Genomic DNA, 23,144 nt, shown 5'->3' on the forward strand with positions numbered 1-23,144 from the left:
ATACTTGAATGAACGCTTAACAGCATGGGTGTTATTCCTAATTACCATCCCGTTCCTGGGAATTATCTGAGGATACATAAACTGCATGCCTGAATAAGCACATGCAGTTGACATATTTAACGTTGATGTAACAATTTGTAGAGTGCGGGAATAACTAACATCGACAATAACGGTGCCGTTACCATGCCGCCAATCATCGGCGCGGCAATACGTTGCATCACCTCCGAGCCACTCCCACTGCCCCACATGATGGGCAGCAGTCCTGCCATAATAGTGGCGACCGTCATCACCTTCGGACGCACGCGCAGCACGGCACCTTCGTGGATCGCCCGCATCAGCACCGTATTTCCCCCTTCTGGCTCCAGCCTGTGATATTTATCGATCGCATGATTCAAATAAAGAACCATAATTACGCCGAATTCTGCCGCCACTCCGGAAAGGGCGATAAAGCCAACAGCCCCCGCCACTGACAAATTATATTCAAGCAGCCACAATAACCACACGCCCCCAATAAGCGCGAACGGCAATGTCCCCATTATTATCAGGACATTTGATATCCGCCTGAAGGTTAACCATAAAAGGACGAATATAATCATCAGCGTGACAGGTAAAACTATTTTGAGCCTCGCGGTCGCCCGTTCCAGATATTCAAACTGCCCGGACCAGGAGAGAGACACGCCCTGCGGCAATACCACCTTCTCCTCCACCCGTTTTTGCATTTCATCCACGGCGGACTTCAGATCGCGCCCGCGCAAGTCAACATAGATCCAGCTGGAAAGGCGCGCGTTTTCACTTTTTAGCATCGGTGGGCCTTCCGTCACGACGATATCGGCCAATTCCCCCAGCGCCACCTGGCTACCGCTGGCGGTCACTACCGGCAACACCCGCAACGCGTCGACGTTATCACGCAAATCGCGGGGATAACGCAGGTTGATGGGATACCGCTCGCGTCCCTGGATCACCTCGCCAATGTTATCGCCCCCGACCAGCGTGGAGACCAGGCTTTGCAGTTCATCGACGGAAACGCCGTAGCGCGCGGCTTTTTGCCGATCGATACGAATATCCACGTAGCGTCCGCCTTCCAGACGCTCCGCCAGCGCAGAGGAGACGCCAGGAACGTCCTTCACCACCTGCTCAATCTGCCGGGCCACACGCTCAATGTCGGAAATATTATCGCCGTTCACCTTAATGCCGACCGGGCTTTTGATCCCGGTTGCCAGCATGTCCAGACGGTTACGGACAGGCGGCACCCACACATTGGCAATGCCCGGCAGCGACACGGTTTTATCGAGCTCCTCCACCAGCTTTTGCGGCGTCATTCCTGGCCGCCACTGCTCGCGGGGCTTAAAGTGGATGGTTGTTTCCAGCATGGTTAATGGCGCGGGATCGGTTGCCGACTCTGCCCGACCGGCTTTGCCAAACACGCTCGCCACCTCCGGGACGCTTTTGATCAAGCGGTCCGTCTGCTGAAGCAGCCGTGATGCCTCGCGAGCAGAGATCCCCGGCAGCGTGGAGGGCATATAGAGTAAATCTCCTTCATCCAGCGGCGGCATAAATTCGCTTCCCAGGCGGCTCAGCGGCCAGAGCGTGGCGATCAGCAGCAGACATGCCAGTGCCAGCGTCGTTTTCGGGAAGGTCAGTACCTTGTCCAGCAGCGGCTCATACAGGCGGATCAGGAGGCGGTTGATCGGGTTTGCCTTCTCATCCGGGATTTTCCCGCGAATGAAAAAGCCCATTAGCACCGGCACCAGGGTGATCCCAAGCCCGGCGGCCACGGCCATCGACCAGGTTTTGGTGAACGCCAGCGGCGAGAACATTCTCCCCTCCTGCGCTTCCAGCGAAAAAACCGGTATAAATGACAGCGTGATGATTAACAGGCTGCAAAACAGCGCCGGTCCCACTTCAACCGCCGCCTTTTCCGCCAGACGCCAGTATTCCCCCGGCGCGGGCTCCTTGCCCGGATTATCATGCCGCCACTGCTCCAGCACCTTGTGCATGTTTTCAATCATCACAATTGCGGCATCCACCATCGCCCCGATGGCAATGGCGATCCCGCCGAGCGACATCATATTCGCGTTAATGCCCTGATAGTGCATCACCACAAAAGCCCCGAGGATCCCCAGCGGCAGAGAGACCATCGCCACCAGCGCGGAGCGCAGGTGGAACAGGAACAGCGCACACACCAGTACCACCACGGCAAACTCTTCGAGCAGCTTGTGCGTCAGCGTTTTGACCGAGTCCTCAATCAGCGTGGAACGATCGTAGACCGGAACAATCTCGACGCCCTGCGGCAGCGTTTTTTGCAGCTCGCTCAGTTTCGCTTTTACCGCGCGAAGGGTTTCCAGCGCGTTCTGCCCGTAGCGCATCACGATTACGCCGCCAGCAACCTCCCCTTCACCGTTAAGCTCCGCCACACCCCGGCGGATCTCCGGGCCAATGCCAATGGTGGCGACATCTTTCAGCAGGACAGGTACGCCATCGCGGGTGGCGATCACCACATTGCGAAAATCCTCCAGCGAGCGCAAATAGCCCGTTGTCCGCACCATATACTCCGCTTCGCCCATCTCCAGCAGGGCGCCGCCGCTCTCCTTATTGGCGGCCTGCACCGCGCCGGATAGCTGGCTGTGGGTAATATTCAGCGCGCGCATTTTCGCCGGGTCCGCCACGATCTGATACTGACGCACCATTCCGCCAATACTTGCCACCTCAGATACATTCGGTACCGTCTTAAGCTCGAACTTAAGCGTCCAGTCCTGTAGGGCCCGCAGATCTGCCAGGCTGTGTTTTCCACTACGGTCGATCAGTGCATATTCGTAGATCCAGCCGACGCCCGTCGCATCCGGCCCCAGCGACACCTTCACGCCCGGCGGAAACTGCGCCTGTACCTGGCTTAAATATTCCAGCACCCGGGATCGCGCCCAGTAGAGATCGGTGCCATCCTCAAACAGCACATACACATAAGCGTCACCAAACATTGAAAAACCGCGCACGGTTTTGGCGCCCGGCACAGACAACATGGAGGTTGTCAGCGGCCAGGTCACCTGATCTTCAATCACCTGCGGCGCTTTCCCGGGGTAACTCGCTTTGATAATGACCTGCACATCAGACAGATCGGGCAACGCGTCCAGCGGCGCGCGCTGCACCGCCCACCAGCCCCAGCCTGCCATCATCAGTGCGGCCAGGATCACCAGCAGGCGGTTATGCAACGAGGCGCGAATCACAGCGGCAATCATGGCGTCACCTCCGGCATCACGCTACGCAGGCTGGCTTCGGAATCAATGAGGAATTGCCCGGACGTCACCACCTTATCGCCCTCTTTGACCCCGGACAGGATCGCCGTCCAGCCCTGCGCCGTCAGGCCGGTTGTCACCGTCACAGGCCGGAAATAACCGTCCCCGGTAGCCAGCAGCAGACGCGCAGACTCTCCGCTGTTAATCACCGCCTCTTCCGGCACCGCCAGCACCGGCGGGCCTTTCATCTCTTCCGCACGTCTGACGGAGAGGTACATGCCCGGCTTCAGCTTATGTGCGGAATTTTCCATCACGATACGGGCTTTCAGGGTTCGCGTGGTCGTCTCCATCTGCGGCAGCAATTCGCTGACCGTGCCGTGGAATTGCTCCCCCGGCCAGCTTTCTGACGTTGCGACCACGTTGCTGCCCACTGCCAGAGACTGCGCCTGCGTTTGCGGGTAATCGACCACCAGCCAGACCGGATCGAGGCTGGCGATCTCAAACAGCGGCGCCGTTGCGGTGATTTGCGCCCCTTCCCGCACGTCCAGCTTCACCACATAGCCGGCCCGGTCAGCGCGCAGGATGAGCGTGGTCTGCGGCTTGCCGCTACGCTCCAGCAAACGAATGACCTCTTCCGGCATAAACTGCAACGCCAGCCGCTCGCGTGCGGCGCGGGTCAATGCGGCATCGCCAAGCTGACGAACTGCGAGATACTCCTGCTGAGCGGTGGTCCATTGCGGGATCCACAGTTGCGCCAGCGCCTCTCCGGCTTTCACCTGCTGCTGTTGCGCATTAACAAACAATTTTGACACCACGCCATTGGCCGGAGCTGACACCACCGAGACGTTACGTTCATCCGTTGCAACCGTGGCAAAGGCCGAGAACGGCGAAACCAGCTGGCGCATCTCAACGTTGGCGGTTTTCATCCCCAGGTTTTGCTGCTGTTGAGTGCTGATGGCCACGCCTGACGCCGCCTGCGCTTCATCAGCGTAGCGCGGGACCAGATCCATATCCATAAAGGGGGATTTACCCGGCTTATCGAAGCGCTGACCGGGTACCATGGGGTCGTACCAGTAAAGCACCTTACGTTCAGAGGGTTGTGCAGCCGCAGCCGGCTGATGCGTCTGCTTCTGTCCGACAAAATAGCCGCCAGCGGCAGCTATCGCGATGGCAATCGCCATTAACGTTGTTTTTTTCATTGCGCCAGCTCCTGCGGGATCAGCCAGTTCACGGCAGCCCAGGTTCGCGCCATTTCGCGCTCCGCCTGGTTCACCGCCAGTTCCGTATCCAGTACGCCACGACGCGCCTCCAGCAGGGCCGGAAGCGCCGACTGTCCAGAGCGATATTGCGCCGTCAGTACCGCCAGCCGTTGACGCTGCAACGGTAGTACCTCGTCCCGCTGTCGCTGCCACACCGTTTGCGCAGCCTGATACTGCGCCACCAGCGTTTGCACCTGGGCAATGTGTTCGCGCTTGAGCAGCGTCAGTTGATCCACCGCCTGCATAGAGCGGGAAACATCGGCGGCGTAATCCTTGTCCTGACGTTTTGACTGGAACAGTGGCAGATCCACGCTGAACATCACGCCAGCCATATCGTCATAGCCTTCAGCGCGGTGGGCGTAATAGACCTCCACATCCACATCGGGTATCGCCGCCACGGCAGATTGCGCTGAACGCGCTTTCGCGGTCTCTGCTTCACGTCGCGCGGCCTCCACTTCCGGGTGCCTGACGATCCCCTCCTGCAACGTTTTTTCATTGGCAGGAAGACGCTGATAACGCGGCAGCGGACCGCGAACCTCCGTTATAGCGTGCCCCGTTAGCTCCAGCAGGCGGCTTTGCGCCAGCTGCACATCCCGCTGCGCCAGCGTCTCTTTGTCGCGCATGGCGCTGAGGATCATTTGCAGGGCCAGTACGCTGTCCGGCATTGCGCTTCCCGCCCCGACGCTCGCCTTCTGCACGCCGCGCTGACGTTCCGTTTCACGGACCAGCGTTCTGGCCGTGTTCAGTGCCTGCTGGGCCAGCGCCAGATCCAGCCAGGCCTGGGCGGTATCACGCTGAAGCGCGGCGCGGACGGCTTCGGATTTTGCCAGCACGCTTCGCGCCTGCGCCTGCAAGGTCTGCGCTTTACGTTCCCGCTTCTCTGAGCTGACGTAGCTTTGCATGATGCCAACCTTCTGCATGGTCATCCCTTCGCGCGTCAGCCGCCGATCGTTGCTGCCCTGTACCGGCACGTTTTCGATGCCGAATTTCAGTTTTGGGTCAGGTAATTGCGTGGCGGAAACCGCCATTGCATCCAGCGCCTGCGCTTCGTTACGGCTGGCGGAGAGTTCTGCTGAGTAGCGCTGGGCTTCGGTCAGGGTGTGTTCGAGCGTCCACGGCTCCGCCTGCGCGGCGGAGGTTAACAGGCCGAACAACACCCCACCGAGCCACAGGCTCAGTGTGTGTTGTTTCAAGGTGACCTCGCTTAGCGTGCTGGCGTCAGCGAGATAATCTGGAAACCGTCACCCGCACGCTCAAGCGTAAAGGTCACCTCATCCCCCGGTTTGGCGCCATTCAGCGTGGCGCCGGCAGATAAAGTAAACGGCATGGTCATTGCTGGCCATTTTAGTTCCGGTATGGCCTCGTGCCGGAGCATGACGGCGCTGTCAGAGATCGACTGAACCACGCCGCGGCCCTGCCAGGTCTGGTTTGCCTGGGCGGTATAAGAAGCGAAAGAGACGGACGCGCCAACCAGCGCGGAAAGGAATACGGTACGCATGATAAAACTCCTGTTAAACGTTAAGTAAATAAAATCAACGAATTAACAGGTTTTTACTCCCGAAACCGGCAATAGCGGATCGTTGCCGGCGGCCCCACAGCAGGAGGGGTAACGGACCACGCAGAATGGCTTGCAGACGAGCACTCTGGGGTCGTTAAGGTCAGGGTCATGGCGGCAGGCAGCGCCACCAGATGCGGCTGGGCAGGATCTTTTTGTACCTGATCCGGCACACAATGTTTTTCACACAGCGGTGAAGCACCGGCAGCATAATGCGGCCCCGGTTGCGCCATCATCTCCATGTGCTGGATAGTGGCCACCTCACCGCGCAAATCCATTGAACATTGATGGGAGGCGACGGCCACCTGAGTCTGGATCAACAGCCAGCCAAACGCCAGCAAAAACATCAGCAGATGTTTTTTGATAAAGCGCAGGCGATATGTCCAGCTGGCGTACATATTGAGATCGTCGGACAGGAGAAAGTGAACCGAGTATAAGCAGGCTAAAGAATGAAAGAGAAGTGGTTTTAAAGAGATTTACGTTTTAAATCGATTGTCGGCAAGTAATACTCAAAACCTTAACACTTCACCATCAATTTAATGACATATAATATCTATTCATCAGGTCAATAACGTCTTAATATAAATGACGCAGGGTTAGCAAAAATATCGTCATCAGTGCCTTTAGTAGTCTCTTTCTTGATTTTAATCAGCAAGGACTGGACATTTATTCGGCACATTTCAGCTTCTTTTTTATTGATTATTTGTCTCTCGGGCAGCAAGGAAATAGGGGAAATCATGCTTACTTTTCTCGAACTCCTCATTGGAGTCGTGGTCATTGTCGGTGTAGCACGCTACATCATTAAAGGTTACTCAGCCACCGGCGTGCTATTTGTCGGCGGCCTGACGCTGCTGATCATTAGCGCGCTAATGGGTCATCAGGTTTTACCCGCCAGCGAAGCCAGTACCGGATATACCGCTACCGATATTGTGGAATATATAAAAATTCTGCTGATGAGCCGCGGCGGCGATCTGGGCATGATGATCATGATGCTCTGCGGATTTGCTGCCTATATGACCCATATCGGCGCGAATGATATGGTGGTAAAGCTGGCTTCTAAGCCGCTGCAATATATTAACTCCCCCTATCTGCTGATGGTCGCGGCCTATTTCCTGGCCTGTCTGATGTCATTAGCCGTTTCCTCAGCAACGGGCCTTGGCGTGCTGTTAATGGCAACTTTATTCCCGGTAATGGTTAACGTCGGGATCAGCCGTGGTGCAGCGGCGGCTATTTGCGCCTCTCCGGCGGCGATTATTCTCTCCCCTACTTCCGGTGACGTAGTGCTGGCCGCGAAAGCCGCGGAAATGTCGCTAATTGACTTCGCCTTCAAAACCACACTGCCGATCTCCATCACCGCTATTCTCGGCATGGGCGTGGCGCATTTCTTCTGGCAGCGCTATCTCGATAAGAAAGAGAACGTCAGCCACGAAATGATGGACGTCAGCGAAATCACCACTACCGCCCCGGCGTTTTATTCCATCCTGCCCTTCACGCCGATTATTGGCGTGCTTATTTTCGACGGCAAATGGGGCCCGCAGCTGCACATCATCACTATCCTGGTGATCTGTATGCTGCTGGCGGCCATCCTGGAGTTCGTTCGTGGTTTTAACACCCAGAAAGTGTTCACGGGTCTGGAAGTAGCCTTCCGCGGTATGGCGGATGCCTTCGCGGGCGTGGTGATGCTGCTGGTTGCCGCGGGGGTGTTTGCCCAGGGGCTGAGCACCATCGGCTTTATTCAGAGCCTGATCTCTATCGCCACCTCGTTCGGCTCGGCCAGCATTATCCTGATGCTGGTGCTGGTGGTGCTGACCATGCTGGCGGCGATGACCACCGGCTCCGGTAACGCGCCGTTCTACGCCTTTGTTGAGATGATCCCTAAGCTGGCACACTCCTCCGGCATCAACCCGGCTTACCTGTCCATTCCAATGCTTCAGGCCTCCAACCTGGGTCGTACCATTTCTCCGGTATCGGGCGTGGTGGTTGCGGTTGCGGGGATGGCGAAAATCTCTCCGTTTGAAGTGGTAAAACGCACGTCAGTGCCGGTGCTGGTTGGCCTGATTATCGTTATTATCGCCACCGAAGTACTGGTTCCCGGCGCTGCCTAAGCGAAATTCCTGATATCCAAAAAGCGCCTGCGGGCGCTTTTTGTGCTTTAATAACCCCCAGAAATTAATCGCGCCCAACCAATCAGGAAAGCAAATGTTCAGGAAGGATATCGTTATCCCGTCTGGCGCAGTAGCGCTTGCACTCTGTGTCTTCTCAATTCAGGCAGATCCGCTTAAGCCAACCCAGTACGGCGATTTCGATCGCTACGTTCTGGCCCTTTCCTGGCAAACCGGATTTTGCCAGAGCATGGTCGAACGTAACCGTGACGAACCGGAAGAGTGTCGCCTGCAAAAAGAGAGCAGCAACAAAACCGATTTTCTGACCGTCCACGGCTTATGGCCAGCATTGCCGAAATCGATTGCCGCTCGCGGAGTGGATGAACGCCGCTGGATGCGCTTCGGCTGCGCCACTCGTCCGGTTCCGAATATGCCGGAAGCAAAAGCCAGCCGCAAATGTGACGCCGCAGAGACCGGACTATCGCTAACGGGCGCGGCGAAGCTGAACAGCGTGATGCCCGGCGCGGGCGGCAACTCCTGCCTTGAACGTTATGAATACGCGAAACACGGCGTCTGCTTTGGTTTTGATCCCGACGCTTACTTCGGCACCATGGTGCGCATGAACCAGGAAGTGAAGCACAGCGCGGCAGGAAAATTTCTGGCGGAAAACTATGGCAAAAGCGTCCGCCGCAGCGACTTCGATACAGCCGTGGCCAAAAGCTGGGGAAAACAGAGCGTAAAAGCGTTCAAGCTTACCTGCCACGGCAATCCGGCTTATCTGACCGAAATGCAGATCTCGCTGAACGCCAGCACCATCAACAACCCACTCTCTGACGGCTCCTTTGCGCCACAGCCGCATCCGGGCAACTGCGGCAAACAGTTTGTCATTGATAAAGCCGGTTACTGATGCTGCGCCGGGCAACTTTTTGCCCGGTTTTTCATTGGCTTCCGTGATATGACGATTAACCTCACACTTCCGCTCACACGCATCATTTTTCCAGCAAAAGCATTATTAATCTGGTAAACATCACTGAAACCTCCCCGTCATAATCGTGGCGTTATCTACAGGAGGAATTTCACATGGCTAAAAAACTGATTGCACTGTGCGCCTGCCCGATGGGCCTGGCACATACCTTCATGGCAGCCCAGGCGCTGGAAGACGCGGCGACGGAAGCCGGTTATGAGGTAAAAATTGAAACCCAGGGCGCGGACGGGATCCAGAATCGCCTGACCCCGCAGGATATTGCCGACGCTGACATTATCATCCACGCCATCGCGATCACCCCGGAAGACAATGAACGCTTCGAAACGCGCGACGTGTATGAGATTACGCTTCAGGACGCCATTAAAAACGCGGCAGGCACCCTGAAAGAGATCGAAGAGATGATTGCAGCAGAACAATAATAATCTTCACATCCAGGGGTTTTCGTCATGGCTATTAAAAAACGCAGCGCGGTTCGCCCGGACAGTCACGAGGGTGACACACTTGCCATCAAATCCGCACCGGTTGCCGCCGGTGCGTCTTTCTGGAAAGAGCTTCCACAGCACATTATGTCGGGGATATCCCGCATGGTGCCAACACTTATCATGGGCGGGGTTATCCTCGCCATTTCACAGCTCATCGCCTACGTCTGGCTGGAGATCCCGCCTGACACCGGTATTCTCGACGCGCTTAACTCAGGCAAATTCACCGGTTTCAATCTCTCGCTATTGAAATTTGGCTATCTGACTGAATCGTTCGGCGGGCTGCTGTTCAGCTTCGCCATCCCAATGTTTGCCGCCTTTGTCGCCAACTCTATCGGCGGAAAACTGGCCTTCCCGGCCGGGTTTATTGGTGGCCTTGTCGCCACGCAGCCGACGCTGGTGCTGAACTTTGATGCGGAAAAACTGACCTGGCTTGCCACCAAACCCGTGCCCTCCACGTTTATTGGCGCGCTGATTATCGCCATAGCCGCAGGCTATCTGGTCAAATGGCTGAATAGCCGCATTAACGTTCCACAGTATCTGCTGGCCTTTAAAAGCACTTTTCTGATCCCAATCCTCTCGGCGCTGTTTGTGATGCTGGCGATGTATTACATCATTACGCCGATTGGCGGCTGGCTGAATGCAGGTATGCGGACCGTACTGCTGGCGGCGGGTCAGGCGGGCTCCATGATGTACGCCATCGGGATGGCGGCGGCCACGGCGATTGATCTTGGCGGCCCCATTAACAAAGCGGCGGGATTTGTTGGCCTGGGGCTGACAACCGATCATGTCCTGCCCATCACTTCCCGCGCCGTGGCGATTGTTATTCCGCCCATTGGTCTGGGGCTGGCCACGCTGATTGACCATCGTCTGACCGGCAAACGCCTGTTTAGTCCGCAGCTTTATCCGCAAGGCAAAACGGCCATGTTCCTCGCCTTTATGGGCATCAGTGAAGGGGCCATCCCGTTCCTGCTGGAAAATCCGCTTGCGACGCTGCCGGCGTATATGGCGGGCGCGATCGCCGGTGCAATGACCGCCACCGCGCTCGGTGCCGTGCAGTGGTTCCCTGAATCGGCGATCTGGGCGTGGCCACTGGTCACCAATCTGGGGGCGTACATGCTCAGTATTGTGGTCGGGGCGGCGATCACCGCGCTGTTGGTAGTGATTATTCGTAACAGTCTGCACAAGCGCGGGAAACTCGCTATCAACACGCTGTAACGGGGAGAAACATGGAATTACTGAGAAGGCTTCGTGCCTGGCTGGCTGCGGAAAAACTGGACGGCGTGCTCATCTCTTCGCGCCAGAATAAACAGCCGCACCTGGGCATTTCAACCGGTTCGGGCTATGTACTGGTGACACAAACCGCGGCACATATCCTGGTGGATTTCCGTTACTACAGCGATATCGCTTCACGAGCGGCGGGCTATGAGATGCACCTGCTTAACACGGAGAACCCGCTTGCGCAGGCGGTAAATCAGATTATTGCGAAGGAAGCTCTCACCCGTCTTGGCTTTGAGGGTGAATACGTGAGCTGGCAAACAGGCGTGCTGTGGCGCGATACGCTGAATACCGCCCTTTGCAGCACCTCGCTTGACGCGCTGCGGCAGATAAAAACCGCTGACGAAATCGACCGTATCCGTGCAGCATGCGGCATTGCCGACCGCGCCGCACAGCACATCCGGCGTTTCATTCAGCCCGGTATGCGCGAACGTGAAGTCGCTGCCGAGCTGGAGTGGTTTATGAAGCAGGAGGGTGCGGACAAGCCCTCTTTCGACACCATTGTCGCCAGCGGGCCGCGCGGTGCGCTGCCCCACGGCAAAGCCTCTGACAAAGTGATTATGCCTGGCGAGATGATCACCCTTGATTTCGGCGCCCAACACCAGGGGTATTGCTCGGATATGACAAGGACCTTTCTTGTCGCCGGGCAAAACACGCCGCCGGAGGAACACCCTCTCTATGCGGTGTACCAGATCGTTCTGGCGGCACAACAGGCAGCTATTGATGCCATCCGCCCCGGCGTTTCCTGTCATCAGATCGATAGCGCCGCACGTTCCGTGATTGAACGTGCAGGTTACGGTCCGCAGTTCGGGCATAACACCGGCCATGCCATTGGTATTGATGTTCATGAAAATCCACGTTTTTCCCCTACCGACCGCACCCCGTTGCAGCCCGGCATGGTGCTGACCGTTGAGCCGGGGATCTACCTTGAACACCTGGGCGGGGTACGAATTGAAGATGTGGTGCTGGTGACGGAAACGGGTGCGGAGGTGCTTTATACCTTCGACAAACAGCTATTGCTGACGGGAGAATAAGAGTGGACAGAGATTTACTGCGCGCCCTGAGCGAAGCAGACGCCATTGCGGCCTCAGAGCAAGAGGTGCGCGACATCCTGCTCAGTGAGGCGCAAAAGTACCATAAAGAGGTTCAGTTTGATGGGCTGGGTTCCGTGCTTATCCGCGTCAACCAGAGCCGGGGCCCGAAGGTGATGGTCTGCGCCCATATGGATGAAGTCGGTTTTATGGTGCGTAGCGTCTCGCGCGAAGGGGCCATTGATGTCCTGCCCATCGGCAACGTGCGCATGATGGCCCGTACCCTTCAGCCGGTGCGCATCACCACGCGTAACGGGGAAAAAATACCGGGACTGCTGGATGGGGATCTGAAAGGAGAAAACGTTGACAATTTGCGTGTCGACATTGGCGCGACGTCGGCGGAGGAGGTGTTCGCCGCCGGTATCGACGCAGGCGACCGCGTGACGTTCGATACACCCTTTCAGACCCTTCCCCACAATCGGGTGATGGGTAAAGCCTTCGACGATCGTCTCGGCTGTTACCTGCTGATTGCGCTGCTGCGCGAGCTGCACCAGACGCCGCTCGACTGCGAGCTTTGGCTGGTGGCCAGCTCAAGTGAAGAGGTCGGCCTGCGCGGCGGCCAGACCGCCACGCGCGCCATTCATCCTGATATCGCGCTGGTGCTGGATACCGCCTGCTGGTCAAAAAATTTCGATTATGGCAGCGCCAACCATCGCCAGATCGGTGCGGGCCCGATGCTGGTGCTGTACGACAAAACGCTCATCGCCCCAGCCAAACTGATTGCGCTGGCTGAGACAATCGCGCGCTCGCAGGGGATCCCGCTGCAAAAAGACATGTTCAGCAACGGCGGAACGGACGGCGGGGCGATCCATCTCTTCGGCACTGGCGTGCCGACTCTTGTGCTTGGTCCCCCTACCCGACACGGGCACTGCGCGGCATCCATTGCCGACGAAAAAGACATTCATCACACCCAACAACTGCTTGTCGCGCTTGTGGCAGGCATGAACCGTGAGACCGTGGATCATCTGACGGACTTCAGATGCTGATCTCACGCGGCCAGGAGGAAGTATGCTTTCAATTGAATTTTTCTGCCCACTGCCCAACGGCCTGCATGCGCGTCCGGCCTGGGCGTTAAAAGAGCAGTGCAGCGCATGGCGCAGCGACATCCGTTTTATCAACAGACGGCTTCACACTCACGCGGATGCCAAAAGCTCGCTGGCGCTGATCAGTACCGGTACGCTGTTTAATGACAGCTGCGTGCTGGAAATTAACGGCAGCGACGAGGAGCAGGCCCGACGCGTGCTGGAGGCGTATCTCACCGGCGCGTTTATCGACAGCGACAGTATTCCCTCCGGCGACGCGCCGCACGTTGCGCATCCCCTGCCCCGCTCGCTTGTAAGGCTTGCTCCCCATCTTCAGCACGGCATTACGCTCGCCAGTGGCATCGGGGCTGGCACTCTGCGAGGCTGGCAGAGCGATAACCTCAAACGTTATTGTCAGATCCCCGCCTCGCCGGAAGATATTACCCGCCTGGAACACAGCCTGGCGACGCTGGCCGAACGGCTCAACCACCGCCTGCGCGGGCTCGACGGCGAGAGTAAAACCATTCTTAGCGCGCATCTTTCGCTGATCCAGGATGAGGAGTTTGGCGGCACCATACGCCGACTGATCGCCGAGGAGCGGCTAAGCCTTGCGGAGGCGAACATTCGTAATATGGAGCTGATCTGCGACAAGCTGTCACTCTCCGCCAGCGATTACCTGCGTGAACGCGTCAGCGATATTCGCGACATCAGCGAGCAGCTTCTTAACATTACCTGGCCGGAGTTGCAGCAAACCTCCGCATTCACCCTTAGCGCCCCCACCATTCTGGTGGCGGAAGATCTGACGCCCAGCCAGTTTCTCAGCCTCGACACGCAGTACCTGAAAGGCATGGTGCTTGAAAAAACAGGCCGGACGTCGCATACGCTGATCCTGGCACGCGCGGCCTCCGTGCCTGTGCTGAGTGGTTTAACGGTCGCCTCACTGGCGCCGTTGATGGGAAAAGAGGTCATTCTGGACGGCATCTGTAGCGTGCTGGTCGTTGAACCCAACGACGCGGTGAATGATTACTACAGCGTGGCGCAGCGCCTTGCCGACCGACGCCACCAGCAGCAGATTAAAGATGCGGGTCTTCCAGCGCTCACCCGCGACAACGTACCGGTAGAGATTGCCGCCAACATCGGCAGCGCGCTGGAAGCGCCCGGGGCGTTTACCTGCGGTGCGCAGGGTATCGGGCTGTTTCGCACTGAAATGCTGTATATGGACAGAGACACCGCGCCGGACGAGCAGGAGCAATTCGAAGCCTATCAGCAGGTGTTGCTCTCCGCGCAGGGCAAGCCGGTCATCTTTCGCACAATGGACATCGGCGGCGATAAGCAGATCCCTTACCTGAACATTCCCCAGGAAGAAAACCCGTTCCTCGGCTATCGCGCCGTTCGCATTTATCCCGAATTTGCCGATCTCTTCCGCACCCAACTGCGCGCGATCTTACGCGCAGGCGCAAGCGGCAATGCGCTGTTGATGATCCCGATGGTGCACAGCCTCGATCAGATTTTATGGATCAAACAGGAGCTGCAAAACGTTCGTGACGCCCTGGCCTCACAGGGGTTACGTCACACCGCGCGCCTGCCGCTGGGGATCATGGTTGAAGTGCCTTCAGTCTGCTTTATCATCGATCACTTCTGCGAAGAGGTGGATTTCTTCAGTATCGGCTCGAACGATATGACTCAGTATCTCTACGCTGTCGATCGCAACAACCCGCGCGTTTCGGGGCTGTATAACCCCATCACACCGTCTTTTTTACGCATGGTTCGCCAGATCGTCACCGCAGCGCATCGTCACGGGAAATGGGTCGGCATTTGCGGGGAACTTGGCGGAGAGCAGCGCTACCTCCCTCTTCTGCTTGGGCTGGGCTTGGATGAGTTCAGCATGAGCGGGCCGCGCATCCCTGCGGTAAAAACCCAGTTGCGTCAGCTGGACATGGCGACCTGCCGGGCGCTGGCAGATAAGGCCTGCGACAGCCGCAGCGCAGAGGAGATTGAAGCCCTGCTGGCGGATTTCACACCGGAAGCGCCGCCGCGTCCATTGCTGGCGCTGGAGACTATCGTGGTCAATGAGCCGCTGACCTCAAAAGAGCAGGTGCTTCAGTTCTTATGCGGAAATCTTGCGATTCATGGCAGGACCGAAAACCCGCTCGAGCTTGAAGAAGATCTCTGGCAGCGCGAAGAGATTGTCACCACCGCCGTCGGGTTTGGCGTGGCGATCCCTCACACCAAATCGCAATGGATACGCCACTCCAGCATCAGCATTGCCCGTCTGGACAAGGCGATTGACTGGGAGTCGGATTTGGGCGACGTCGAGCTGGTGATCATGCTGACGCTCGGCGCTCAGGAAGGGATTAATCACGTGAAGGTCTTTTCCCAGTTGGCGCGGAAGCTGGTCAATAAAACATTTCGCGAGTCGCTGTTTGCAGCAACGACGCCGCAAAGTATCCTGGATCTGTTGAACGCTGAAATCACGTTCTGACTGTCACTGAAAGCGTGCGCGATACTCCCCCGGCGTCAGGCCAAACTGGCGCCGGAAAAGACGGCTAAAATAGTCGCTATCGGCATAGCCACAGCGCTTCGCCACTTCCCCCACCGGCAGGTGGTATTTTTGCAGGATGGTTCTCGCCTTCGCCATACGCACCCAACGAACGTAATCCACAAAACTCATCGTCCCCTGTTGAGAGAACAGGCGTGACAGATGGTTAGCCGAAATATTAAACAGCAAAGCGACGCTGTCCCGCGACAGGGGTTCAGCATAGTTTTCCTGCACCCAGTTACAAATGCTCTGATAGAGGAAATCCCCGCGCGACACTCCCGGTTCAGGCAGCGACGACACCACTTTACGGCACCAGTGCAGCAGACTCAGCACCAGTGGTTGAATAATAGCCTGGTCCTGCGGGGAAGCGCTCAGGTGCGTCAGGGCCATCAGCATCGCGGCACATTCACCTCGTTCAGGGTGAGGAAGCTCCACGTGTCGCTGCGCAGGCACGGATCGCCCGTGCCGGGTATCATGAAACACCAGCCCTAGCCACGACGGCGCGAAAAGAATGCTCAGCAGCATGACCGGTCGTTCAAACACCGGGACGCTGGCGGCCTGGGCGGGAAGAAACAGCATTTCCCCCTGGTGGAGGGGCTGCTGCCCGGCAACCAGTCTGTTGCCATATTCCCCGCGAAGAACGACGTCAAGCCGTGGCCAGTCGCGGCTCACGCTTCCGACAGCGTCAGACGCGCCACGATGAGCAAACCAGACTCGCCCCAACTGCTGTGGGTTGAGCACCAGGCCGCTCAACAGATCGGCAAAAAACTGCTGATCGGCGGGCAACAGGGTTGCGCGCATATTACCCCCTGCGCGCATCCGGGCGTACCAGGTCGAAGCGATGGCTATCACTGATGGCATAGTAGGCCGTCGGTCCACCCGCACGCAGAATGGGCTGCGCTTTCGCGGTCTGGTAAATCCCCTCTTCCAGCAAACTCTCGGCGATATGGACGCCTACGACTTCGCCGAGCACCAGCCAGGTATCAATCGGTGTCCCATCCGCGCCGGTAAGCTGAATGCACTGTGACAATCGACACTCGAAATTCACCGGGCTTTCCGCCACGCGCGGCGAGCTCACAAGCTGGCTGGCTACGGGCGTCAGGCCGGCAAAGGTAAATTCATCCTCGCCATGAGGGAGCGTGGCGGAGGTTTCATTCATCGCCTCGGCCAGATCGCGGGTTGCGAGGTTCCAGACAAACTCCCCCGTTTCGGTAATATTCCGCACGCTATCCTTCCAGCCATTGCTGGAAAAACCAATGATCGGTGGGCGATAGTTAAAACAGTTAAAGAAGCTGTACGGGGCAAGGTTCAGTTGACCGGCCTTATCACAGGATGAGATCCAGCCAATCGGACGTGGACCGATAATGGCGTTCAGCGGGTCGTGCGGCAGGCCGTGCCCCTGAGAAGGTTGGTAAAAGTACATATCGCTCTCTCTACGCTGGGGCTGCAACGCGCATTGCCCGGGTTCAGTCTTTCCAGCGTAACGAAATTTCCGTTCAGCGTGAATCGGGACGCCGGGTTTATTGCCAAAAATTCATATGGCGCATGATTGTGACCTTCATCACTTCAAACTTACGGTTTCAAACAGTATCATCAGCTAAGTTAAACCCTCGCTGCCAGACGGCGAGGGTTTTCTTTTGGATTGGTTTCTGCGTTACACGCAGCATTAACGACATGGAGTAAAAATGTCCAGACCTACGATTATCATCAATGAACTCGACGCAGAACGTATTGACCGACTGTTGGAGAAACCAGAATTCGCCTCGCTGCCGGTAGCCGATGCGCTGAACGAAGAGCTAGACCGGGCGCAGATGTGTACGCCTGAGACCATGCCGCATGATGTGGTCACCATGAACAGCCAGGTGAAGTTCCGCAACCTGACCACCGGCGAGGAGCTCACCCGTACGCTGGTCTATCCGGCGCAGATGACCGACAGCAGCACGCAACTGTCGGTGCTGGCACCCGTGGGCGCGGCGCTGCTTGGACTGCGCACAGGCGATACTATCCACTGGGAACTCCCTGGCGGTGCCTCAGCTCACCTGGAAGTGCTTGAGCTGCTCTACCAGCCCGAAGCCGCTGGCGATTACCTGCGTTAATCCCTTCTGAACAAGCGACCCCGCTTTGCACAGAGGATGCACCCGCATCCTCTTTCCGCAAATTCACCCGATTGTGTTATATCGGACAAAAACCGCTTAATCCACGCTTACTCTGTTGTGGTGCCGTGGGGACGGTCATGGGTGAGATACTTGTTATCACACTGGTTTTTCTCATCATCCTGGCGATCCTCGTCGTGGCGGTGCTATACCTTGAGCGCCACTGGTGAGTGAGGAACCTCACACAACGCCGCCGGGGAAGGCATTCACCAGTCCTTTCACTTTCTGCTGCGCTGCCTCCGGGGTGTCTGCACCAGGCACCAGGATCACCTTGCGGCACTCCTCCTCCCGTTTTTCGAAGATTTTATAGGCGCGCTCCGCATCAGCCAGCGGAAGATAGTGGGTGACAATATCTTCCGGTGTAAGCAGCCCTTTTTCGATAAGCGGCAGCAGCTCTCCCAGCCAGGCATGGACGTGGGTCTGCCCCATCTTAAAGCTCAGCCCTTTATCGAAGGCATCGCCAAACAGGAAGCCGTGTATAAAACCGGCATACACACCCGGCACGCTGACCACGCCTCCGCGCCGCACCGCAGCAATGCACTGGCGCAGGGCTTTGCCGCTGCTGCCTTCAATTTTCAGGTTACTGAGGATCGTTTCCGTGGTGCTGCCTTTGGCCTCAAACCCGACGGCATCAATCACCGCATCCACTCCGCGCTGTCCGGCCGTTTGCTCAATGATTTTCTCCGCCGCGTCGTTATCGTCATCAAAGTTAATCGGGATCGCGCCGTAGCGCTCCTGGGCAAACCGCAGTCGATAGGGATGATGATCAACCACAAAAATCTGCTCTGCGCCGAGAAGCCGCGCGCAGGCAATGGTCAGTAACCCCACCGGCCCGGCCCCGAATACGGCGACGCTGGAGCCTTTCTGAATCTGCGCATTTTTCGCCGCCTGCCAGGCGGTAGGCAGAATATCTGACAGGAAAAGCGCTTTGTCGTCAGACAGCAGCTGAGGCACTTTAAACGGCCCCACGTTGCCTTTCGGGACGCGCACATACTCCGCCTGTCCGCCCGGCACGCCGCCGTAAAGATGGCTGTAGCCAAACAGCGCGGCAGGGGCGGGAATTTGCTTTTTGTTCAGCGCCGCGCCCTGCCCGCGATTCGTGTTTTCGCAGGCCGCGTACTGTTGCATCTGGCAAAAGAAGCAGTCACCGCAGGCAATTACAAACGGGATCACCACCCGGTCACCTTTCTGCACGTTCTTCACTTCGCTCCCGCACTCCACCACCTCGCCCATAAATTCATGACCAAAGATATCGCCATGCTGGACCTTGGGAATTTTTCCGCGATAAAGATGCAAATCAGAACCACAGATCGCCGTGGCCGTTACGCGCAGGATGATATCGTCAGGCTGTTCGATGCCCGGATCGGGGACATTATCGACCCGAACATGATGTGGACCGTGATAGGTGAGAGCTTTCATGCAACCTCCGAAAGGGTGTGGGTAAGCTTATAAAAGGGTAGCTACCTCTCGGGATCTGCCCCGGAATCCGGCTGTTTTGAGATTTATCCTGGCGAGATAAAAAAGTGCTGTCGGGATTACAGAAACCATTTATATTTTGTGGTTGAATGATTTCAGCGTTTATTAACAAGGAGAAACGGTTATGTATCAAACAATCATTATGCCGGTTGATGTTTTTGAAATGGAACTGAGTGATAAGGCTATACGTCACGCGGAATTTCTCGCGCAGCAGGACGGAATTATTCATCTTCTGCATGTTTTGCCGGGCTCTGCCAGCCTGAGCCTGCATCGTTTCGCTGCTGATGTGCGTCGTTTTGAAGAGCATTTACAGCACGAAGCCGAGACGCGCCTGCAAACCATGGTCGGGCACTTCAGCATCGATCCTTCCCGCATCAAAACCCACGTCCGGTTCGGTAGCGTGCGCGACGCCGTTAATGAGCTTGCCGGGGAATTAAATGCCGACGTGGTAGTGATTGGTTCACGTAACCCTTCCATCACCACTCACCTGCTGGGGTCGAACGCCTCCAGCGTGATCCGCCACACCCACATTCCGGTGATGGTCGTCAGATAAAAAAAGAGGCCACCTTTAGGTGGCCTCTGGCATTGCAGGTGTCGTCTTGCTTTCTTTTATTATGCAGTTTTGGTGCGGATCAGGTAATCAAACGAGCTCAGCGACGCTTTCGCACCTTCACCGGTAGCGATGATGATCTGTTTGTACGGCACGGTGGTGCAGTCGCCCGCCGCAAATACGCCCTTAACGCTGGTTTCGCATTTCGCATCGATGATGATCTCGCCCATGCGGTTACGCTCAATAGCGCCTTCCAGCCAGGTGGTGTTTGGCAGCAGGCCAATCTGAACAAAGATCCCTGCCAGCGCTACGCTGTGGATATCGCCGCTCACGCGGTCACGGTATTCCAGACCAGTCACTTTGCTGCCGTCGCCTTTCACTTCTGTCGTCTGGGCATTGAGCACAATGTCGACGTTATTCAGGCTACGCACCTTATCCTGCAACACCTGGTCCGCTTTCATCTCCGGAGCGAACTCCAGCAGGGTAACGTGTTCCACAATTCCCGCCAGATCGATAGCCGCTTCCACGCCGGAGTTACCGCCGCCGATCACCGCGACGCGTTTACCTTTGAACAGCGGGCCGTCACAGTGGGGGCAATAGGTCACGCCTTTGGTGCGATACTGATCTTCGCCCGGGACGTTCATGTTGCGCCATTTCGCGCCGGTGGCAATGATCACGCTGCGCGCTTTCAGCACCGCGCCGGACGCCGTTTCAATCTGGTGCAAACCACCCTCGACCGCCGCCGGAACCAGTTTGCTGGCGCTCTGGCTGTCAATGACATCCACGTCGTAGTCGCTGACGTGCGCTTTCAACGCACCGGCCAGCTTCTGGCCTTCGGTTTTCGGCACGGAAATGTAGTTTTCAATGTCTACGGTATCCAGAACCTGACCACCGAAACGCTCGCCCATCAGACCGGTACGGATCCCTTTACGTGCGGAGTAGACCGCTGCCGCCGCGCCCGCCGGGCCTGAGCCAACAATCAGCACGTCATAAGCATCGCGTTGGTTCAGCTCTTCCGCCGCGCGTTTTTCTGCGCCGGTATCCACTTTGGCGACGATTTCGGTCAGCGTCATGCGTCCCTGGCCGAACTCCTGGCCATTCAGGTAAACCGCCGGAACGCCCATCACGTTGCGCTCGGTGATTTCGTTCTGGAACGTACCGCCGTCAATCGCCGTGTGCTTAATGCGTGGGTTGAGGACAGACATCAGGTTCAGCGCCTGCACCACGTCCGGGCAGTTGTGGCAGGAGAGCGAGTAATAGGTTTCAAACTCAAAATCACCGTCGATATCGCGGATCTGCTCCAGCAGCGCCTGCGCTTCTTTTGACGGATGACCACCGGTCCACAGCAGCGCCAGCACCAGGGACGTAAATTCGTGCCCCAGCGGAGAGCCCGCGAAACGCGGCCCCTGGTCAGACCCTGGGTTGGCGATCAGGAAAGAAGGCTTACGGACTGCCAGCGTGTTGTCTTCTTTGAAGGTCACTTTCGGCGACAGCTCAGCAATCTCTGTCAGCAGTGCTTTGATTTCTGCCGATTTCGCGCTGTCGTCCAGCGTGGCAATCAGCTCAACAGGTTTGGTCAGTTTCTCAAGGTAGGCCTTGAGCTGGGTTTTCATGTTAGTGTCGAGCATTATTCTTCCCTCTCTTAAAACGTCATCATGCAAGCCGCCTTATACGGGCTGCCTGAATGCAACTTGCATCATGGTGCTGGAATGAAATGGGCGCGGGGAGCGCCCATGACTGAAACAATTTCCAAAGTATTTCGCGTCAGAGCAAGGCGGCTAGCCTGAGAATCCCCGGGAGCTTACTGAAGTAAGTGACCGGGGTGAGCAGGCGACGCCAATGCAGCTATGGCGTGAAAAACGACGGAAATTTAGATCTTGCCGACCAGGTCCAGAGATGGCGCCAGCGTCGCTTCGCCTTCTTTCCATTTCGCCGGGCACACTTCGCCTGGGTGAGAAGCAACGTACTGAGCCGCTTTCACTTTGCGCAGCAGGTCAGATGCATCACGGCCGATACCTTCAGCGGTAACTTCGATAGCCTGGATAATGCCCTGCGGGTCAACAACGAAGGTCGCGCGGTCTGCCAGGCCTTCATCTTCACGCATGTTGTCGAAGTTACGGGTCAGGGCGCCAGTCGGGTCGCCGATCATCGCGTATTTGATTTTCGCGATAGTTTCAGAGCTGCTGTGCCACGCTTTGTGGGTGAAGTGGGTATCGGTAGAAACAGAGTAAACGTCTACGCCCAGCTTTTGCAGTTCTTCGTAGTGGTCTGCCACGTCGCCCAGTTCGGTCGGGCAAACGAAGGTGAAGTCAGCCGGATAGAAGAAGAACACGCTCCAGCGGCCTTCGATATCTTTCTCGGTTACTTCGATGAACTCACCGTTTTTGAACGCCTGGTTTTTGAAAGGTTTAATTTTAGTGTTAATCAAAGACATCTGTACTTCCTCCGTGTTTTCGTTGAGATGTAAGGTAACCAACTTTATCCATCGGGGCTAATGCGTATGCTTTATCAAATCAATCAGCCAAACCTTACAACAGCAACAAGACAGCAAGGTGAACCTTTTACAGGAAAGCCTAAAAGTAAAAAGGCCGCCTCAACGGGCGGCCCTGATACCTGAATTCCCCGCAGGTACATTCAGTGCCAGCCGAAGCTGGCGTTGCGTTGCGCTCTACATACCTTGTATCAAGGCCGTAACAGCGCTTTGATTACAGCACCCCTGCGCGCATTGAGCAATGCATAAGAGGGATAGTCCTGCCTATGGCTGTGATAGGCAGTATCGAAGAGGTCTCTGAAAGATTATAAATTTAATTTCATTATGGGTTTCACGCTATATATAAACACCACTTTTCATTCAAGTAATTCAATCAAACTTTAAAGATAAAATTATCTTAATTAGTCTTGAAGTTATGTTTCAATAATCCAAAGCCGTGATATATTAAGATCACTTAAATTTTAAATTAAGCGAGTTATTCACACGGATTGTAAAGGGTAACTTCCCTCTGTCGTACTCCAGGATGTGATAACGACAGCAAACTCAACTCACTCAGGACGAAACATGGCAAACCTCTACGACCTAAAAAAATTCGATCTCAATCTGTTAGTCATCTTCGAATGCATTTACCAACACCTCAGTATCAGTAGGGCTGCCGAGACGCTTTATATCACGCCATCCGCCGTCAGCCAGTCGCTGCAACGCCTGCGCGGTCAGCTTAATGACCCCCTGTTTATCCGTTCAGGGAAGGGAATTACGCCAACCACGGTAGGTACCAACCTGCATCATCATCTGGAAAAAAATCTCAATCAGCTTGAGCAGACGATTGAAGTGGTCAACAAAAACTGGCCACCGCGTTAGAGTTTTTCCAGTATCGGTTTTCTGATTCGTTTGGCGTTAACCCACCATTATATTCGTGCGGTCTTAGTGCGCT

At 56.4% G+C, this 23,144-nt stretch carries 20 protein-coding genes and 1 pseudogene; 11 read left to right on the forward strand and 10 right to left on the reverse strand.

What is annotated here, in order from left to right:
* Positions 1-116: 116 nt before the first annotated feature.
* From ACOTX1_RS05435 to ACOTX1_RS05455, 5 genes are read right to left on the reverse strand one after another with little or no spacing between them, the layout of a single operon-like run.
* Positions 117-3,233 (reverse strand): efflux RND transporter permease subunit, encoded by a 3,117-nt coding sequence (locus tag ACOTX1_RS05435; RefSeq protein WP_023315620.1) that lies wholly within the window; start codon positions 3,231-3,233, stop codon positions 117-119.
* Complete coding sequence (locus ACOTX1_RS05440; protein ID WP_023315619.1) at positions 3,230-4,429, reverse strand: efflux RND transporter periplasmic adaptor subunit; 1,200 nt, start codon at positions 4,427-4,429, stop codon at positions 3,230-3,232. The genes ACOTX1_RS05435 and ACOTX1_RS05440 overlap by 4 nt, the downstream gene beginning before the upstream one ends.
* On the reverse strand, positions 4,426-5,682 hold the full coding sequence (locus tag ACOTX1_RS05445; RefSeq protein ID WP_023315618.1) for a TolC family protein: 1,257 nt from the start codon (positions 5,680-5,682) through the stop codon (positions 4,426-4,428). The genes ACOTX1_RS05440 and ACOTX1_RS05445 overlap by 4 nt, the downstream gene beginning before the upstream one ends.
* An 11-nt stretch (positions 5,683-5,693) precedes the next feature.
* On the reverse strand, positions 5,694-5,987 hold the full coding sequence (locus ACOTX1_RS05450) for a copper-binding protein (RefSeq protein WP_023315617.1): 294 nt from the start codon (positions 5,985-5,987) through the stop codon (positions 5,694-5,696).
* Positions 5,988-6,040: 53 nt separating this feature from the next.
* Positions 6,041-6,442, reverse strand: a complete 402-nt coding sequence (locus tag ACOTX1_RS05455; RefSeq protein WP_023315616.1) for a hypothetical protein — start codon at positions 6,440-6,442, stop codon at positions 6,041-6,043.
* 339 nt (positions 6,443-6,781) lie between these two features.
* Here ACOTX1_RS05455 and dcuC point away from each other — a divergent pair, with 339 nt between their 5' ends.
* The 7 genes from dcuC (at position 6,782) to ptsP (ending at position 15,483) form a co-directional block, all read left to right on the forward strand.
* On the forward strand, positions 6,782-8,149 hold the full coding sequence (dcuC, locus tag ACOTX1_RS05460) for an anaerobic C4-dicarboxylate transporter DcuC (protein ID WP_017382481.1): 1,368 nt from the start codon (positions 6,782-6,784) through the stop codon (positions 8,147-8,149).
* A 94-nt stretch (positions 8,150-8,243) separates the two neighbouring features.
* Positions 8,244-9,053 carry a ribonuclease I gene (gene rna / locus ACOTX1_RS05465; protein ID WP_023315614.1) on the forward strand — a complete coding sequence of 270 codons (810 nt, stop codon included), beginning with the start codon at positions 8,244-8,246 and terminating at the stop codon, positions 9,051-9,053.
* Positions 9,054-9,226: 173 nt separating this feature from the next.
* A complete protein-coding gene (locus ACOTX1_RS05470) occupies positions 9,227-9,550 on the forward strand; it encodes a PTS fructose transporter subunit IIB (RefSeq protein WP_017382483.1) in 324 nt (107 codons plus the stop codon).
* A 27-nt stretch (positions 9,551-9,577) separates the two neighbouring features.
* Positions 9,578-10,828: a PTS fructose transporter subunit IIC gene (locus tag ACOTX1_RS05475; protein ID WP_023315613.1), complete on the forward strand. Its 1,251-nt coding sequence runs from the start codon at positions 9,578-9,580 to the stop codon at positions 10,826-10,828.
* An 11-nt stretch (positions 10,829-10,839) separates the two neighbouring features.
* Entirely contained in the window at positions 10,840-11,922 is a 1,083-nt protein-coding gene (ypdF, locus tag ACOTX1_RS05480) for an aminopeptidase (protein WP_023315612.1), read from the forward strand.
* A 2-nt stretch (positions 11,923-11,924) separates the two neighbouring features.
* Positions 11,925-12,965 (forward strand): aminopeptidase, encoded by a 1,041-nt coding sequence (gene ypdE / locus ACOTX1_RS05485; protein WP_023315611.1) that lies wholly within the window; start codon positions 11,925-11,927, stop codon positions 12,963-12,965.
* A gap of 22 nt (positions 12,966-12,987) precedes the next feature.
* Positions 12,988-15,483, forward strand: coding sequence for a phosphoenolpyruvate--protein phosphotransferase (ptsP, locus tag ACOTX1_RS05490; RefSeq protein ID WP_023315610.1), 2,496 nt, complete (start codon positions 12,988-12,990; stop codon positions 15,481-15,483).
* 3 nt (positions 15,484-15,486) lie between these two features.
* Here ptsP and ACOTX1_RS05495 read toward each other — a convergent pair whose 3' ends face one another.
* Together ACOTX1_RS05495 and ACOTX1_RS05500 are read right to left on the reverse strand one after the other, a co-directional pair.
* Positions 15,487-16,341 carry a helix-turn-helix domain-containing protein gene (locus tag ACOTX1_RS05495; RefSeq protein WP_023315609.1) on the reverse strand — a complete coding sequence of 285 codons (855 nt, stop codon included), beginning with the start codon at positions 16,339-16,341 and terminating at the stop codon, positions 15,487-15,489.
* Between the two features lies 1 nt (position 16,342).
* Positions 16,343-16,963: a flavin reductase family protein gene (locus ACOTX1_RS05500; RefSeq protein ID WP_003858756.1), complete on the reverse strand. Its 621-nt coding sequence runs from the start codon at positions 16,961-16,963 to the stop codon at positions 16,343-16,345.
* A 262-nt stretch (positions 16,964-17,225) separates the two neighbouring features.
* Here ACOTX1_RS05500 and rnk point away from each other — a divergent pair, with 262 nt between their 5' ends.
* The gene (rnk, locus tag ACOTX1_RS05505) at positions 17,226-17,636 is read left to right on the forward strand and encodes a nucleoside diphosphate kinase regulator (RefSeq protein WP_006809650.1); all 411 of its coding nucleotides are present in this window, start codon (positions 17,226-17,228) and stop codon (positions 17,634-17,636) included.
* A gap of 137 nt (positions 17,637-17,773) precedes the next feature.
* Positions 17,774-17,863, forward strand: a complete 90-nt coding sequence (gene yldA / locus ACOTX1_RS05510; RefSeq protein ID WP_015571155.1) for a small membrane protein YldA — start codon at positions 17,774-17,776, stop codon at positions 17,861-17,863.
* 10 nt (positions 17,864-17,873) lie between these two features.
* Here yldA and ACOTX1_RS05515 read toward each other — a convergent pair whose 3' ends face one another.
* On the reverse strand, positions 17,874-19,112 hold the full coding sequence (locus ACOTX1_RS05515; RefSeq protein WP_015571156.1) for a zinc-dependent alcohol dehydrogenase: 1,239 nt from the start codon (positions 19,110-19,112) through the stop codon (positions 17,874-17,876).
* A gap of 181 nt (positions 19,113-19,293) precedes the next feature.
* On the opposite strand from ACOTX1_RS05515, the gene uspG reads away from it, so the two are divergent.
* A complete protein-coding gene (uspG, locus tag ACOTX1_RS05520; protein ID WP_022650588.1) occupies positions 19,294-19,722 on the forward strand; it encodes a universal stress protein UspG in 429 nt (142 codons plus the stop codon).
* Between the two features lie 59 nt (positions 19,723-19,781).
* Here uspG and ahpF read toward each other — a convergent pair whose 3' ends face one another.
* A complete protein-coding gene (gene ahpF / locus ACOTX1_RS05525) occupies positions 19,782-21,347 on the reverse strand; it encodes an alkyl hydroperoxide reductase subunit F (RefSeq protein ID WP_022650587.1) in 1,566 nt (521 codons plus the stop codon).
* Positions 21,348-21,589: 242 nt separating this feature from the next.
* Entirely contained in the window at positions 21,590-22,153 is a 564-nt protein-coding gene (gene ahpC / locus ACOTX1_RS05530) for an alkyl hydroperoxide reductase subunit C (protein WP_003858764.1), read from the reverse strand.
* A 621-nt stretch (positions 22,154-22,774) separates the two neighbouring features.
* Between ahpC and ACOTX1_RS05535 the strand changes: the two are divergent.
* Positions 22,775-23,050: pseudogene (locus ACOTX1_RS05535) on the forward strand (LysR family transcriptional regulator); the annotation flags it as partial.
* Positions 23,051-23,144 lie beyond the last annotated feature (94 nt).

The sequence above is a fragment of the Enterobacter cloacae complex sp. IR5401 genome (assembly GCF_049238425.1).
Classification (GTDB): Bacteria; Pseudomonadota; Gammaproteobacteria; order Enterobacterales; family Enterobacteriaceae; genus Enterobacter; species Enterobacter hormaechei_C.